This is a genomic window from Marinobacter sediminum, from assembly GCF_016820575.1.
Lineage (GTDB): Bacteria > Pseudomonadota > Gammaproteobacteria > Pseudomonadales > Oleiphilaceae > Marinobacter > Marinobacter sediminum.
The window spans coordinates 1,383,464-1,397,040 of the sequence record NZ_JAEMQH010000001.1; the positions used below are offsets into that span (position 1 = coordinate 1,383,464).

Here is a 13,577-nt window from a genome sequence, read left to right on the forward strand (position 1 = left end):
TGATGTTGAAAGTCGACAAGCTCAACCAGTACTACGGCGAAAGCCACACCCTCTGGGACCTGGAACTGGACGTACCCCAGGGCCAGTGCACCTGCGTGATGGGTCGCAACGGCGTGGGCAAGACCACCCTGATGAAATGCATCATGGGCGAGGAAGACGTGAAAGACGGCTCCCTCGAGTTCGCCCAGGACGTGGAACTCACCCAGAAAAAAATCGAAGACCGCGCCCGCCTTGGCATCGGCTACGTGCCCCAGGGCCGGCAGATCTTCCCGTTGCTGACCGTAGAAGAGAACCTGCGCACCGGCCTGGCCGTGCGCAAAGACGGCAGCAAGAAAATTCCCGAGCGCATCTACGAGCTGTTCCCGGTACTGAAAGAAATGCGCCACCGCCGTGGCGGCGACCTCTCCGGCGGCCAGCAACAGCAACTGGCCATCGGCCGGGCCCTGGTGATCGAGCCGCGCCTGCTGATCCTGGACGAACCGGGCGAGGGCATCCAGCCCAACATCGTCGCCCAGATTGGCGAGGTCATCCGCAAGCTGATCAAAGAAGACGGCCTGACCGTGCTCTTGGTGGAACAGAAGCTGCCCTTCGCCCGCAAATACGCCGACCGCTTTGCCATCCTCGATCGCGGCCGCCGGGTGGCGGAAGGCGAAATCGCCGGGCTCACCGATGAACTCATCAAAAAGCACCTGACGGTATGACGGTCTTCGAGCGCATCGAGCCAACAGGGCGTAACACCCCGGATTCCGGCCACCGCTTCGACGCGGGCCGGCGCTGGGCCGCGTCCATCGAACTGGGCTTCCAGCTGCGCCCGGATGGCGACCACACCGCCACCCGCCTGACCGACATCAGCCATCAGGGGCCATTGAGAGTGCAGCGCCCGTTCTACCCGGAAGGCCGCAACGGCTGTTGCCACGTGTACCTACTGCACCCACCGGGCGGACTGGTCAGCGGCGATGCCTTGAGCATCGAAGCCCGGGTAGGCGAGGGCGCCCACACCCTGCTCACCACCCCGGCCGCCGCCAAACTCTACAAAGCCGACAGCCACGGCGTGGCCTGGGCCCAGCACACCAAACTCACCGTGGCAAAAGGTGGCATCCTCGAATACCTGCCCCAGGAAACCCTGGCCTTCGACGGCTCCCGGGGCGAACAGACCACCACCATCGAACTGGCAACCGGCGCCAAATGCCTGGGCTGGGAAATCCTCGCCCTCGGCCGCCCGGCCAGCAAACTGCCGTTCATCACCGGCCATCTGGAACAACGCTTCCGCCTGCTCATGGACGGCCGCCCCCTGTGGCTGGAACGCCAGCCCATGGACCCAGCCCACCCCCGGTTCAAAGGCCACTGGGGCCAGGGCGGCGCCACCGTTCAGGCCACCCTGTGGGTAGTCGGCCTGGACGACGAAGCCGGCGCCATCGAAGCACTCCGGGAAACCCTGCCGGAAAACCATCGCTGGGCCGTTACCCGACGCCGGGGTGTGCTGCTACTGCGCTACCTGGGGCAGGAACGCAACGAAGCCTGGGCCCTGTGTCAACAAGCCTGGGAATTGCTCCGGCCAAGACTCACCGGCCAGCCGGCCAGCGTGCCCAGAATCTGGCTGACCTGAATTCGATTAAGAACACCAACACAGAACAGACACAGAATAAGAGAGCCAACCGATGGAACTGACACCCAGAGACAAAGACAAGCTGCTGCTGTTCACCGCCGCACTGCTGGCCGAGCGCCGCAAAGCCAAGGGCCTGAAACTCAACTACCCCGAAGCCATCGCCCTGATCAGCGCCGAAATCATGGAAGGCGCCCGCGAAGGCCGCACCGTGGCCGAACTCATGACCGCCGGCACCAAGATACTCAGCCGAGAAGACGTCATGGACGGCATCGCCGACATGGTCGACGAAGTGCAGGTGGAAGCCACCTTCCCGGACGGCACCAAACTCGTCACCGTCCACAACCCCATCGTGTGAGGAGCGCGCCATGATCCCCGGTGAATACCAGCTAAAAGACGGCGACATCGAACTCTGCGAAGGCCGCGAGCGCATCGACCTGGACGTCTCCAACACTGGCGACCGCCCAGTCCAGATCGGCTCCCACTACCACTTCGCGGAAGCCAACCCGGCCCTGACTTTTGATCGGGATAAGGCAAAAGGCTACCGCCTGGACGTTGCTGCTGGAACGGCCATCCGCTTCGAGCCCGGCCAAACCCGCAACGTCACCCTGATTCCGTTCGCGGGCAAACGCGAAATCTACGGCTTCCGCGGTGAAGTCATGGGCAAACTGGACAAGAACTAACGCGAAAGGGAGCAGCGGGCGAGTTGAAGGCGGTGGTGAAGTCGGAGGGTCGGGCGGTTTGGCCCTTCCGGGAATGTGCGAAGCCATGGATGGCGAAGCTCAAGCGTCACATGGACGTGCCGAAGGAGCGTTTCCCGGAAGGGCTAAAGCGACCGGCCCAGACACCCAAGCTAAAGCGACCCGCGACTCAGGCACCCAAGCCCAATAACGAGGGATAGCATGAAGATAACAAGACAAGCCTACGCCGACATGTACGGCCCCACCGTAGGGGACCGAGTCCGCCTGGGCGACACCGAACTGTGGATCGAAGTCGAACAAGACCACACCCACTACGGCGACGAAGTAAAATTCGGCGGCGGCAAAGTCATCCGCGATGGCATGGGCCAAAGCCAGCTGGCGGACGACACCGTGATGGACACCGTCATCACCAACGCCCTGATCCTCGATTGGTGGGGCATCGTCAAAGCCGACGTTGGCATCCAGAAAGGCCGCATCGCCGCCATCGGTAAAGCCGGCAACCCCGACACCCAGCCAGACGTCACCATCGTCATCGGCCCGGGTACCGAAATCATCGCCGGCGAAGGCAAAATCCTCACCGCCGGTGGCATCGACCCCCACATCCACTTCATCTGCCCCCAGCAGGTCGAAGAAGCCCTGATGAGCGGCATCACCACCATGCTCGGCGGCGGCACCGGCCCGGCCACCGGCACCAACGCCACCACCTGCACCCCGGGACCGTGGCATATCGGCAAAATGCTCCAGGCCGTGGACTCCTTGCCCATGAACATCGGCTTCCTGGGCAAAGGCAACGCCAGCCTGCCCGAAGCACTGGAGCAGCAGGTAAAAGCCGGCGTTATCGGCCTCAAACTGCACGAAGACTGGGGCACCACGCCCGCGAGCATCGACAACTGCCTCACCGTGGCCGACCAGTACGACATCCAGGTGGCCATCCACACCGACACCCTGAACGAATCCGGCTTCGTGGAAGACACCCTGGCCGCATTCAAAGGCCGCTGCATCCATACCTTCCACACCGAAGGCGCCGGCGGCGGCCATGCCCCGGACATCATCACCGCCTGTTCCAAAGATTACGTGCTGCCGTCGTCCACCAACCCCACACGGCCCTACACCGTGAACACCGTGGACGAACACCTCGACATGCTGATGGTGTGCCACCACCTGGACCCGAACATCCCCGAGGACGTCGCCTTCGCCGACTCCCGCATCCGCCGCGAGACCATCGCCGCCGAAGACATCCTGCACGACATGGGCGTGATCTCCATGATCTCCTCCGACTCCCAGGCCATGGGCCGGGTCGGCGAAGTGATCTGCCGCACCTGGCAAACCGCCCACAAAATGAAAGTGCAGCGCGGCCTGCTGCCGGAAGACGAAGAGCGGGGCGCCGACAACCTGCGCGCCAAACGCTACATCGCCAAATACACCATCAACTCCGCCATCACCCACGGCATCGGCCACGAAGTCGGATCCGTGGAAGTGGGCAAACTGGCCGACCTGGTGCTCTGGAGCCCGGCCTTCTTCGGCGTAAAACCCGCCACTATTTTGAAAGGTGGCATGATCGCGGCGGCGCCCATGGGTGATCCCAATGCCTCCATCCCCACGCCCCAGCCGGTGCACTACCGCATGATGTTCGGTGCCTTTGGCAAAGCCGCCAGTGCCACCCGACTGACCTTCGTCAGCCAGGCCGCACTGGACGCCAACATTGGGGAAGAGCTGGGGCTGGACAGCCCGCTGTCCGCCTGCAAAGGCGTGCGGGACGTGCGCAAGGGCGACATGAAACTGAACGACGCCTGCCCACACCTGACCGTGGACCCACAAACCTACGAAGTGCACGCCGATGGCGAGCTGCTTACTTGCGAGCCGGCCACCGAATTGCCGTTGGCCCAGCGTTACCACCTTTTTTAAAGAGACAGCTCATGGCTGTTTTAGGAGCCCACATGCTTGAACTCACACAACGGGTCGGCCCGGTAGAGACCACCGAAATTCACGACCACCTCACGCTGCCGTTTGAACTGCGCATGCGCGGCCGCCTGCGGGCGAAAACCGACACCGGTTACGACGTGGGCCTGTTCCTCGATCGCGGCCCGGTGCTGCGCGAAGGCGCCTTCCTGCAGGCGGAAACCGGCGAGATCATTCGCATCCGCGCTGCCGATGAACCGGTAGTCACCGCCCGCATTGAACCCGGCCTGGGCCTGGCGCGGCTGTGCTACCACCTCGGCAACCGCCACGTGTCCTTGGCTATTGGCAGTGACGACAGCGCAACCGATGGTAAAACGGGCTGGGTCCGTTTTCCGCCCGATCATGTGCTGGAAGAACTGGCCGAACGCCTGGGGGCAACGCTGGAGCACCATCGTGCCCCGTTCGATCCTGAACCGGGTGCCTACGCTCAGGCAGGGCAAGGTCATAGCCACTCACACAGCCACTCGCATGACCATACCCATGAGCACGGCCACAGCCATGACCACTCTCATGCTCACTGACAGCAGCCAAACCGCCGTGGGCGATCTCGCTCTTCTAGGCCTGCTGCAACTGGTCAGCCCCGCGCTGCCCATCGGCGCCTTTGCCTGGTCTCAAGGCCTGGAAAGCGCCTTTGAGCTGGGCTGGGTGACCACAGAAGATGAGCTGGGTGATTGGCTGGAAGGCGTACTGGAAGACGGCCTGACCCAATGCGAACTGCCACTGCTGGTGCGCCTGCAACAGGCCTGGGCCAACCACGACGGCAACACCGTGGCCGACTGGAACGACTGGCTGCATGCCACCCGGGAAACCGCCGAACTGGTGGACGAAGACCTCCGTCTGGGCGCCGCCCTGGTGCGCCTGTTCGGCAGCCTGAAACTGCTGCCGGAGGAAGGCCTGCTGCCGGAAGAACCCGGCTACGTCACCCTGTTCGCCTGGGCCGCCCACGTGCGCAACGTGCCCGCCAGGCAAACCCTGCTCGGCTTTGCCTGGGCCTGGCTGGAAAACCAGCTGGCGGTGGCCTGCAAAGCCATGCCCCTGGGCCACACCGCCGCCCAGCGACTGACCGAACGGCTGCGCCCAAAACTGGTGATGGCCGTGGATAACGCCTTAAAGAAAGAAGACCACGAACTTGGCCCGGTACTACCCGGCCTGGCGCTCGGCAGCGCCCTGCACGAAACCCAGTATTCACGGCTTTTCAGAAGCTGAACAACAAACGCTGATTAGAACAGAAACGGAGAACACGCCATGAAACATTGTCTGAGAGTTGGAGTCGGCGGCCCGGTCGGTTCCGGTAAAACCGCCCTGTTGCGCCAACTGTGCAAGGCCCTGAAAGACCACTACGACATCGCGGTAGTCACCAACGACATCTACACAAGGGAAGACGCCGACTTCCTCCTGCGCCACGAAGCCTTGGACGCCGACCGCATCCTAGGTGTGGAAACCGGCGGCTGCCCGCACACGGCTATTCGTGAGGATGCCAGCATGAACCTGGCAGCCATCGACGACCTGCAAAGCCGCCACCCGAACCTGGAACTGGTGCTGGTGGAATCCGGCGGCGACAACCTCTCCGCCACCTTCAGCCCGGAACTGTCCGACCTTACCCTGTACGTGATCGACGTCTCCGCCGGCGACAAGATCCCCCGCAAGGGCGGCCCAGGCATCACCAAATCCGACCTGCTGATCATCAACAAGATCGACATCGCAGAACAGGTACACGCTTCCCTCGACATCATGGACCGGGACTCAAAGAAAATGCGCGGCGAGCGGCCCTTCGTGTTTACCAACCTGTACGACGGGGTAGGGCTGGAGACGATCATCAGCTTCATTTTGGAGCGCGGCATGTTGCCTGAGCGCCGGCCTGGGAAAGTGGCTGAAACTGCCTGAACGAATTAATTAAACGATTAACGCACTACGGAGATACAACCATGAAACTACGTAACCAACTCGCCCTGACTGCCAGCCTGATCCTCGCCTCTGGCGCTGCCTGGGGGCATCCGGGGCATGAGGCCGTTGGGGATGTTTTGCATATTGAGTATTTGGTGGCTGGGGCTAGCGCCGTCGCCGTTGGAATCTTCGCCTTGATGCGACGTAAGCGGGACGGGCAGGTCTAGCAATCGAATTCTAGGGGCCCTAGGCAGCCTAGTGTAGGGTAGACTTGGCAAGTAGCTTGCGGAAACAGAAAGCAACAGACGAAAGCTGCTTTTACGGAAACCGGAGCGGATTCAGAATTGTTCCCCTCCGGTTTCACGAGCTGGTCATCACTGAACGTCGTAAATCTCAATGATTGTTTCAGCTAGCTCCAGGTCGCTCTTGTTCGACAGTGCAAGCTGGTTCAGTGCCCGGATAGTGGTTTCTTTATGTGAGGCACTGATGCCCAGCAAGTGCACGATGGTGTCTACCTTCTCACCACCGCCGCTCGCTAACTGGTGGCGAAATTCTCCGCTAAACGCGATGATTATTTCCTTAATCTGGCGCGGCTTGGAGGTTGAGATCCCTGTGGGTGTGTCGGGCTTCAGCGTGACGAAGTACTGGTCAGGGGAATACTCGTGAATCGCCCCAGAGACGCCATCGGTGGTGGAGCCCACCAGCCCGCCAATTACGATGTTGCCGAAGAACCACGGATTGGTTGTGGTGGATAGTTGAGCGGTATAGGTTTTATAGCCTTCCTTCTCAAAGGTAAGGGACTGATTGGAGGCTCGGTCCACCGGTACGGTCAGCGGGGTTTTACCGAGCACCCGGCCGGAAACCGTAACGGTGGCTTCTTCAGGCTCGCTGTTGAAGGTAATTTTCTGATCGGTTCCAGTGACGACCGATGCGCAACCGGTAGATAGAAACGCGATGGCGGCCAGTGTTAGTAGTAGCGGAGACTTCATGGTGCTTCCTTGTCGTTGGTCTGATTTCCAGAAAACTTACTGTGCGAGGGAGATGTTGCCCGGCTGGATTTGCAGGTCGGAGAGTTTCTCAATGAGGCCCTGAATGTTGGCTTTTCCAGATCCTTCGTTAGCCAGTCTCAGGCGCTTGATGGCCGCAAAGGCGTCGCCAATGGTGGCGGTGTAGGGCGCGACAATCGTCTCGTTCAGTACAACGGCGCCATTGTTTTCACGGTCGGTCAGGATGTACTTAACGTGGGTGGTTACTTCGAAGTCCAGCCCGAACATGGGCTGATCCACTTCCAATAGCAATGCTTCCAACTGATAGCGACCACTGCCAGCGAGCAGGCCCTGTTTCTGTAGGGATTGTTTCAGCGCACCTGCAAAGGCGTCATTATCGATCTCGGAGGTCCATGCGGGGTTTGTTTTTTCACCGCCGGATACGTTGGTGACATCGACATTGTCTTCCAGGGCCGTGTCGTAAACCTTCACTGGTCCTTGGTACACCATGTTGCCCATTTGTGCGCCGGAGGCGCAGCCAGTGAGGTAGAGTAGCGCGGCCAGTACTGCCAGGATCCTTGCACTTTTCACAGTAGATTCCTTCTTACCTGATTGATTATTTTGATTTATTTCTGGCGATGGACCGAAGTTCATCGCGGTTCGCCATGATAACTGAGCATTGATGAGCTTGCTATGGAGCGGAGGAGGGGAGGAGTAAAACTTCGTCAAATTGGAGAAAACCGGGACAGATCTATTTCCCTTTTTTGAATTTCGCTTTGCAATTGCCACTCATGCACATTGCACCGTAGTGTTCACGGTCCTCGTGTTTTTTGCCCTCAGCGATCACAACGCCGCAGCCGTTGCAAAGAAGGACTCCAACGTCTCCTTTAAATTTCACGATGGCGTGTTCGTATTTCATAAGGCGGCTCTCCTCTCACGATTCTTTCATTACTACGAGGCCTGAGTCGGGCCAGACTGCCGGTAAGCGATCACCCAGGCAACAGAAACCCGGAACAGATTCATTTTTTGGATCCTATACTGAAGAGAGACTGAATGCTGCCAAGTGCGGCCAGTTACTGAATTCTCGTTAGCCGGGAGTTGTCGATGGGAGAAAGCTGGCAGGATTTGCTGGTGGCCGTTCAGGAAATAAGCGTGCTGGATGTCATCCCGCAGGCCGCGGTTCTGGTGGTTGCGGGGATGGCCGCGTTCTATTTGCATCATCTCATTGCCCGGCTTACCGCTGCCGAGTCTCTGGGCGTGCGACATCTTACCCAACGCACCCTCCAGCGCCTTGCCTTTCCCATCTCGATGCTGCTGGTGGTTCTGCTGGGCCGCTCGTTACTCGCTGCGCTGGATCAAGCCCACTGGGCGCTCGATCTCGCGGTCCCGCTGCTGATCTCATTCGCCCTGATTCGCACCCTGGTTTATATGTTGCGCAAGGGCATGCGAAGCGGGCCCTTGGTCAAGGCTTCGGAAAATGTCATCAGTACCCTCATCTGGCTGGTGGTGGGTTTGCATCTCGTGGGCTTGCTACCCGGGTTGCTTGAGGCCATGGATAGCCTGGCCTTCTCCGTGGGCGACCTACGCATATCCCTGCTGGCGGTCGTAAAGCTAATCTTGCTGATGGGCCTTGTGTTGGTGGTTGCCATTTGGCTCTCGGGCATTATCGATCGGCGACTGACACAGTTGCCGTATCTGAGCCCCGGCGCAGCCGTGGGTTTCTCCAAAGTCGCCAAGTTGGTGCTGATCACCGTTGCTGGGCTGTCGGTGCTAAATCTCGTCGGTATAGATCTCACTGCGCTCGCGGTGTTCGGCGGTGCCCTGGGTGTTGGCCTTGGCTTCGGTTTGCAGCGTATTGCCAGCAATTTTATCAGCGGTTTTATCCTTGTGTTCGACCGCTCGATTCGCCCCGGTGATGTGATCAGTATTGGTGAGAAGTTTGGCTGGGTGGTCGCACTGCATGCCCGTTATGTGGTGGTGCGCAACCGCGATGGTGTGGATACGCTCATTCCCAACGAAAACCTTATTACCACTGAGGTGATTAACTGGTCTTATTCGGACCCTAACGTGCGCCTGAAGATCCCGGTTTCGGTAAGCTACAGTGACGACGTGGAGCGTGCCATGGCCATCATGTTGGAGATCGCCCGGGACCACCCCCGGGTGATTTCAGAGCCAGAGCCTGTGTGCCGGTTAACGCAGTTCGGCGACCACGGCATTCATCTGGAAGCCCGGGTCTGGGTCGCAGACCCGCAAGCAGGTTTCGGCAGCGTAAGCTCTGACATCAATCTGGAAATCTGGCGCCGGTTCAAGGAAGAGGGCATCACCATCCCATTCCCGCAACAAGACCTTTACATCAAGGAAGTGCCGGCGAAATAGAACACCGGGACAGATCTATTTTCGCGGATCGTTTCTAGACCATCACACCCGATCAATAATCCCACACAACGCATCCAGCCCATCCGTCAGCGCCGCCGGGCCAGGCTGAAGAATCAGGGGTGACTTGATCTCGTGCAGGTGACCGTTTTTCACTGCTGGAATCTCACCCCACCCAGGCCGCTCGGCTACTTGCTCTGGCCGAAACTTCCGCCCGCACCAGGAGCCGATGATGATGTCCGGTTGGCGCTGGATGACGTCCTCGGGATTCTCAATGATGCGTTCCTTGGCGCCGGGCTCGGCGGCCCGTTCCGGGAAGATATCCTCACCGCCGGCAATGCCGATCAACTCCGACACCCAGCCGATGCCGGTGATCATCGGGTCGCCCCATTCTTCGAAGTAGACACGCGGGCGGCTTGCTCTCGCTCGTTCGGCCCGGATTCGCTCAATTCGGTCTGATAGTTCCTGCGCATAGGCGTCGGTGTGCTCAGCCAGGCCCAGCATGCCGCCGAGGGTGCGAATCATCGAGAGGATTCCGGGCACGGTGCGCTGGTTGAAGATGTGCACGGGCACGCCGCTGCGCACCAGTTCGGCGGCGATGTCTGCTTGCATGTCTGAGAAGCCCACCACCAGGTCTGGCTTCAGTTCCAGGATCTTCCCGATCTTGGCGGAGGTGAAGGCGGAGACTTTGGGCTTTTCCTTTCGGGCTCGCTCCGGCCTGACGGTGAACCCGGAGATGCCGACTATGCGGTCCTCGGCGCCGATGGCGTAGAGGGTCTCGGTGGTTTCTTCGGTGAGGCAGACAATGCGTTGGGGATATTTCATAGGGGCGCGGGCTCTAAATGATTGACGACACGGGACGCGAAGGATTTTACTAGGCTTTGCGGCACCATTTCTTTCAGGATCGGAGAACGCTATGGCAGGTGGATGGTCACGTGATGGAGCGGTTCAGGATCAAATTGACGCGAGCGTCGACGACGAAGTGCAACGCGCACGCAGCCAGCTGGGTAACGGCGAGAGCGCGGCGAATTGTGATGAGTGTGACCGAGCTATTCCCGAAGCTCGCCGCCAGGCCATTCCGGGCGTTCGACTGTGCGTTGCCTGCCAGTCTGCTCTTGAAAAGGAGGAAACGTCGTCACGTGGCATTAATCGACGTGGTAGCAAAGACAGCCAGCTGAGGTGAGCGCATTTCGCGCCAGCCCTGTTTTATCGAGATATCAAACGTAACAACAGGCTCTTATTATGCAGTTAGATAAAGCAAAGAAGCGTATTGCCAAGCAGGTTAAGAAGGGCTTTCACGGTTATCCGTTAGTTTCACTGGAGTACTTCGGTAACACGCCGGATTCAGCCACTGAGGTCGTTATCTCATTTACCGAGGAGGAGGGCGCAGAGCCGCAGAAGCAATCGTTTGTCAGTAGCGGTGATGCCCGGGAAGATGAAACGATTCAATCCACCCTTCTGAAAGTTATTGAGCGGGCGGGTGCCAAAACGGTAACTGAGGTAGACGGCGTTTCAATTTTCCCTTCTTGAACTTCGCTTCTGCGTACGGCAACGCCGCTACGCACGGTGAACCCGAGAGCGGATCTTTACTGGTTTTCCGTTCCAGGACGCAAGCAGGCTGGTACGCCAGCGTCGGCGAAACCAGCCAATCTACACCTAAGGTCATTCAGCGATGAGGGGAGCACAGCTTAATGGCTCGTGGACAGCTTTGGCAGCTTCACGTGGAAGAAGGATTTGATGCTGGCTTTCAGTGACGCCGCCATCTGCGCGATGTGCTCACTGCGCTGTTGCTTTGCAAGCTGGGTGTAGTAGTTCATGTCGATGGTGCCGTCTTCGTTCAGTTTCGGAGCTTGGTAACTCATAGTGTTGTGTCCTCAGTCGAGAATTGAATATTTATCGTACGGACAATGATAGTGAGTAGGACGCTATTGAAAAAGCGATCGTTTCTCAGCAGACTGTTGAATTAATCTCATCAGTCGAGAAATGTTATGCGCCACCTGCCACCCCTCAATGCGCTTCGGGTATTTGAGTCAGCCGCACGGAACCTCAGCTTTTCCGCAGCCGGCAAGGAACTGTTCGTGACGTCATCTGCGGTCAGTCATCAAATTAAGACGCTTGAAGAAAATTTGGGACTTGCACTCTTTGACCGAAGCAAGCGAACGGTGTCGTTGACCCCGGCAGGCGAGCAATACCTCTCATCTGTCAGGCACGCGTTCGACGAGATTGAGATGGCCACACAACGACTGACTGCGAACCAGGAATCCAACGTGGTCAAGATCAGCGTTGCCCCTAACTTCCTCACCCGCTGGCTGATGCCACGCATGGCGCGATTCCAGGCCCTGTACCCCGATATTGAACTGGAAATTAACGCGTCCATGGGGCTGCTGGATTTCGACCGCACCAGTACCGATATGGCGGTCTATTTCGGGAGTGGTGAATGGGACGACATTGAAGTGCATTTTCTGCGCAGAGTGATGCTGGTGCCAGTGTGTAGCCCGCAGCTGTTGGACGGTGAGTTACCGCTGGAAAAGCCTGAAGACTTGGCTAAACACACGTTGATCTATGTCAGCAAGCGGAAGTGGGAGTGGGAGAACTGGCTGCAACAGTCAGGCGTTGATTTTATATCCGCCCGGGGCAGCCTACAGATGTCCAGTGGGCAACTGGCCACGGCGGCGGCCCAGGAAGGCTTGGGAGTTGCGCTGGCTGATAGCACCCTGACGTCCCGTGAGATTAAATCGGGGCAGTTGGTGGTGCCGTTCGACATTCAGCTCGATACGAATCGGGCTTTCTATCTGGTCTATCGCAAACAACGTCCGCTGACCGTCGGGATGAAAGCCTTCAAGGAGTGGCTGATGAGCGAGATGTAGGGCAACCGAAAACTGGGGTTCAAAAACCGATACAGATTCAAATTCCACACAACGCCAGGGATCTGGCTTGCTGCTTGATTTCCAGCCATGTGCCCTGATTATTTCAACCATTCGACAACGAAAGGCCGACCAACCATGACCGACATCAAGCACCTGGTGTGCCCCCATTGCCACAAAACGAACCGGGTACCTGCCGACAAGCTGTCTGCCGGTGGTAACTGCGGTGCCTGCAAGCAACCGCTCTGGCCGGATCAAGTGCTGGAGTTGTCGGAGCAGAGCTTTGCGGCACACACCGGGCGCAGCGACGTGCCGGTGCTGGTGGATTTCTGGGCCAGCTGGTGCGGCCCCTGCAAGGCGATGGCGCCACAGTTCGAGCAGGCTTCAAAGGATTGGCGGGGCAATGTACGCTTTGCCAAGCTCAACACCGAAACCGCGCCTGGGCCGTCCGGCCAGTTTGGTATCCGCAGCATACCGACGATGATCCTGTTCCAGAATGGTCGAGAAATCGCCCGCCAGAGCGGCGCCATGAATCAGGCTCAGATTAGCCAGTGGCTGCAGTCACAGGGTGTTCGTTAGGGCGTCGTGTGTGGTTTTCGCAGCCTGTTCTAAACTTTAAAAACGACCATATGCTGTTGGCCGGGTTCATGGATTGTTTGATAACCAAACATCTCAGGCTGGCCCAGAATCATGCTCCAGAAGGGGCTTGAATCTCCGGGCGGGAGGGCACTGATGAAAAGGCATTCAACCATTGTTAAGCCGGGGGATTATGAGCGTGCGCTGAGTGTAGTAGGCACCGAGGTTACTGTTCTCGCCGCAAAGAATGTCACCCGCGGGCAAGAGTTTACATTTCAGCGAGGGGAGAAGGGCATGGGGCCTCCCCCGCACAGTCATGAGTGGGACGAAGCGTTTTTTGTCCTTGAGGGGAGCGTTGATTTCACTTGCGACGGTAAATTGGAAACCTGTGTTCCTGGCACCTTTGTTTTTGTGCCTGGCGGAACGGTGCACTCATTCGAGTATGGCCCAGATGGCGGCGAAATGTTGGAGGTGACGGGTGCCGGGAGTAAAGCGACCCAGATGTTTGCCGCTGTGGATAAGGAAATTCCTCCAGGCCCGCCGAACATTGAGACCATCACGGAAGTACTGAGTCAGAACGGCGTGACGCTGCACTTGTAGAGCGAAGTTGGGACGCATTTTCTTAAGATTT

General features: G+C 58.8%; 20 protein-coding genes. 15 read left to right on the top strand and 5 right to left on the bottom strand.

Annotation, left to right across the window (positions count from 1 at the left end; all coding sequences use genetic code 11):
- Positions 1–2: 2 nt before the first annotated feature.
- The 9 genes from urtE to FGO67_RS06180 all read left to right on the top strand — a co-directional run bounded on the left by urtE (position 3) and on the right by FGO67_RS06180 (position 6,374).
- Complete coding sequence (gene urtE, locus FGO67_RS06140; protein WP_203299986.1) at positions 3–701, top strand: urea ABC transporter ATP-binding subunit UrtE; 699 nt, start codon at positions 3–5, stop codon at positions 699–701.
- Positions 698–1,606 (top strand): urease accessory protein UreD, encoded by a 909-nt coding sequence (locus FGO67_RS06145; RefSeq protein WP_203299782.1) that lies wholly within the window; start codon positions 698–700, stop codon positions 1,604–1,606. The genes urtE and FGO67_RS06145 overlap by 4 nt, the downstream gene beginning before the upstream one ends.
- 52 nt (positions 1,607–1,658) lie before the next feature.
- A complete protein-coding gene (ureA, locus tag FGO67_RS06150) occupies positions 1,659–1,961 on the top strand; it encodes an urease subunit gamma (RefSeq protein WP_203299783.1) in 303 nt (100 codons plus the stop codon).
- A gap of 10 nt (positions 1,962–1,971) precedes the next feature.
- Positions 1,972–2,286: an urease subunit beta gene (locus FGO67_RS06155; protein WP_203299784.1), complete on the top strand. Its 315-nt coding sequence runs from the start codon at positions 1,972–1,974 to the stop codon at positions 2,284–2,286.
- A gap of 219 nt (positions 2,287–2,505) precedes the next feature.
- A complete protein-coding gene (ureC, locus tag FGO67_RS06160) occupies positions 2,506–4,209 on the top strand; it encodes an urease subunit alpha (RefSeq protein ID WP_203299785.1) in 1,704 nt (567 codons plus the stop codon).
- Between the two features lie 32 nt (positions 4,210–4,241).
- Positions 4,242–4,784, top strand: coding sequence for an urease accessory protein UreE (ureE, locus tag FGO67_RS06165; protein ID WP_203299786.1), 543 nt, complete (start codon positions 4,242–4,244; stop codon positions 4,782–4,784).
- Positions 4,774–5,469, top strand: coding sequence for an urease accessory protein UreF (locus FGO67_RS06170; protein WP_203299987.1), 696 nt, complete (start codon positions 4,774–4,776; stop codon positions 5,467–5,469). The genes ureE and FGO67_RS06170 overlap by 11 nt, the downstream gene beginning before the upstream one ends.
- A 39-nt stretch (positions 5,470–5,508) precedes the next feature.
- Positions 5,509–6,147 (top strand): urease accessory protein UreG, encoded by a 639-nt coding sequence (gene ureG, locus FGO67_RS06175; RefSeq protein ID WP_203299787.1) that lies wholly within the window; start codon positions 5,509–5,511, stop codon positions 6,145–6,147.
- Between the two features lie 41 nt (positions 6,148–6,188).
- Positions 6,189–6,374 (top strand): hypothetical protein, encoded by a 186-nt coding sequence (locus FGO67_RS06180; RefSeq protein ID WP_203299788.1) that lies wholly within the window; start codon positions 6,189–6,191, stop codon positions 6,372–6,374.
- A gap of 147 nt (positions 6,375–6,521) precedes the next feature.
- On the opposite strand, the gene FGO67_RS06185 is transcribed toward FGO67_RS06180, so the two are convergent.
- The 3 genes from FGO67_RS06185 to FGO67_RS06195 form a co-directional block, all read right to left on the bottom strand.
- Positions 6,522–7,136, bottom strand: a complete 615-nt coding sequence (locus tag FGO67_RS06185) for a PEGA domain-containing protein (RefSeq protein WP_203299789.1) — start codon at positions 7,134–7,136, stop codon at positions 6,522–6,524.
- Between the two features lie 36 nt (positions 7,137–7,172).
- Positions 7,173–7,724 (bottom strand): hypothetical protein, encoded by a 552-nt coding sequence (locus tag FGO67_RS06190; RefSeq protein ID WP_203299790.1) that lies wholly within the window; start codon positions 7,722–7,724, stop codon positions 7,173–7,175.
- A 160-nt stretch (positions 7,725–7,884) separates the two neighbouring features.
- Positions 7,885–8,052 (bottom strand): hypothetical protein, encoded by a 168-nt coding sequence (locus tag FGO67_RS06195; protein WP_203299791.1) that lies wholly within the window; start codon positions 8,050–8,052, stop codon positions 7,885–7,887.
- Positions 8,053–8,237: 185 nt separating this feature from the next.
- Here FGO67_RS06195 and FGO67_RS06200 point away from each other — a divergent pair, with 185 nt between their 5' ends.
- A complete protein-coding gene (locus FGO67_RS06200) occupies positions 8,238–9,509 on the top strand; it encodes a mechanosensitive ion channel family protein (protein ID WP_203299792.1) in 1,272 nt (423 codons plus the stop codon).
- Positions 9,510–9,551: 42 nt separating this feature from the next.
- On the opposite strand, the gene FGO67_RS06205 is transcribed toward FGO67_RS06200, so the two are convergent.
- Positions 9,552–10,331, bottom strand: a complete 780-nt coding sequence (locus tag FGO67_RS06205) for a cobalamin-binding protein (protein WP_203299793.1) — start codon at positions 10,329–10,331, stop codon at positions 9,552–9,554.
- Between the two features lie 91 nt (positions 10,332–10,422).
- Between FGO67_RS06205 and FGO67_RS06210 the strand changes: the two genes are divergently transcribed.
- On the top strand, positions 10,423–10,689 hold the full coding sequence (locus FGO67_RS06210) for a DksA/TraR family C4-type zinc finger protein (RefSeq protein WP_203299794.1): 267 nt from the start codon (positions 10,423–10,425) through the stop codon (positions 10,687–10,689).
- 59 nt (positions 10,690–10,748) lie between these two features.
- Positions 10,749–11,036 carry a hypothetical protein gene (locus FGO67_RS06215; protein ID WP_203299795.1) on the top strand — a complete coding sequence of 96 codons (288 nt, stop codon included), beginning with the start codon at positions 10,749–10,751 and terminating at the stop codon, positions 11,034–11,036.
- A gap of 158 nt (positions 11,037–11,194) precedes the next feature.
- Here the strand turns inward: FGO67_RS06215 and FGO67_RS06220 are convergent, their stop codons facing one another.
- Entirely contained in the window at positions 11,195–11,368 is a 174-nt protein-coding gene (locus FGO67_RS06220) for an RSP_7527 family protein (protein WP_203299796.1), read from the bottom strand.
- 126 nt (positions 11,369–11,494) lie between these two features.
- Between FGO67_RS06220 and gcvA the strand changes: the two genes are divergently transcribed.
- The 3 genes from gcvA to FGO67_RS06235 all read left to right on the top strand — a co-directional run bounded on the left by gcvA (position 11,495) and on the right by FGO67_RS06235 (position 13,546).
- Positions 11,495–12,373 carry a transcriptional regulator GcvA gene (gene gcvA / locus FGO67_RS06225; RefSeq protein ID WP_203299797.1) on the top strand — a complete coding sequence of 293 codons (879 nt, stop codon included), beginning with the start codon at positions 11,495–11,497 and terminating at the stop codon, positions 12,371–12,373.
- Positions 12,374–12,508: 135 nt separating this feature from the next.
- Positions 12,509–12,949: a thioredoxin TrxC gene (gene trxC, locus FGO67_RS06230; protein WP_203299798.1), complete on the top strand. Its 441-nt coding sequence runs from the start codon at positions 12,509–12,511 to the stop codon at positions 12,947–12,949.
- A 153-nt stretch (positions 12,950–13,102) separates the two neighbouring features.
- Entirely contained in the window at positions 13,103–13,546 is a 444-nt protein-coding gene (locus tag FGO67_RS06235; RefSeq protein WP_203299799.1) for a cupin domain-containing protein, read from the top strand.
- Positions 13,547–13,577 lie beyond the last annotated feature (31 nt).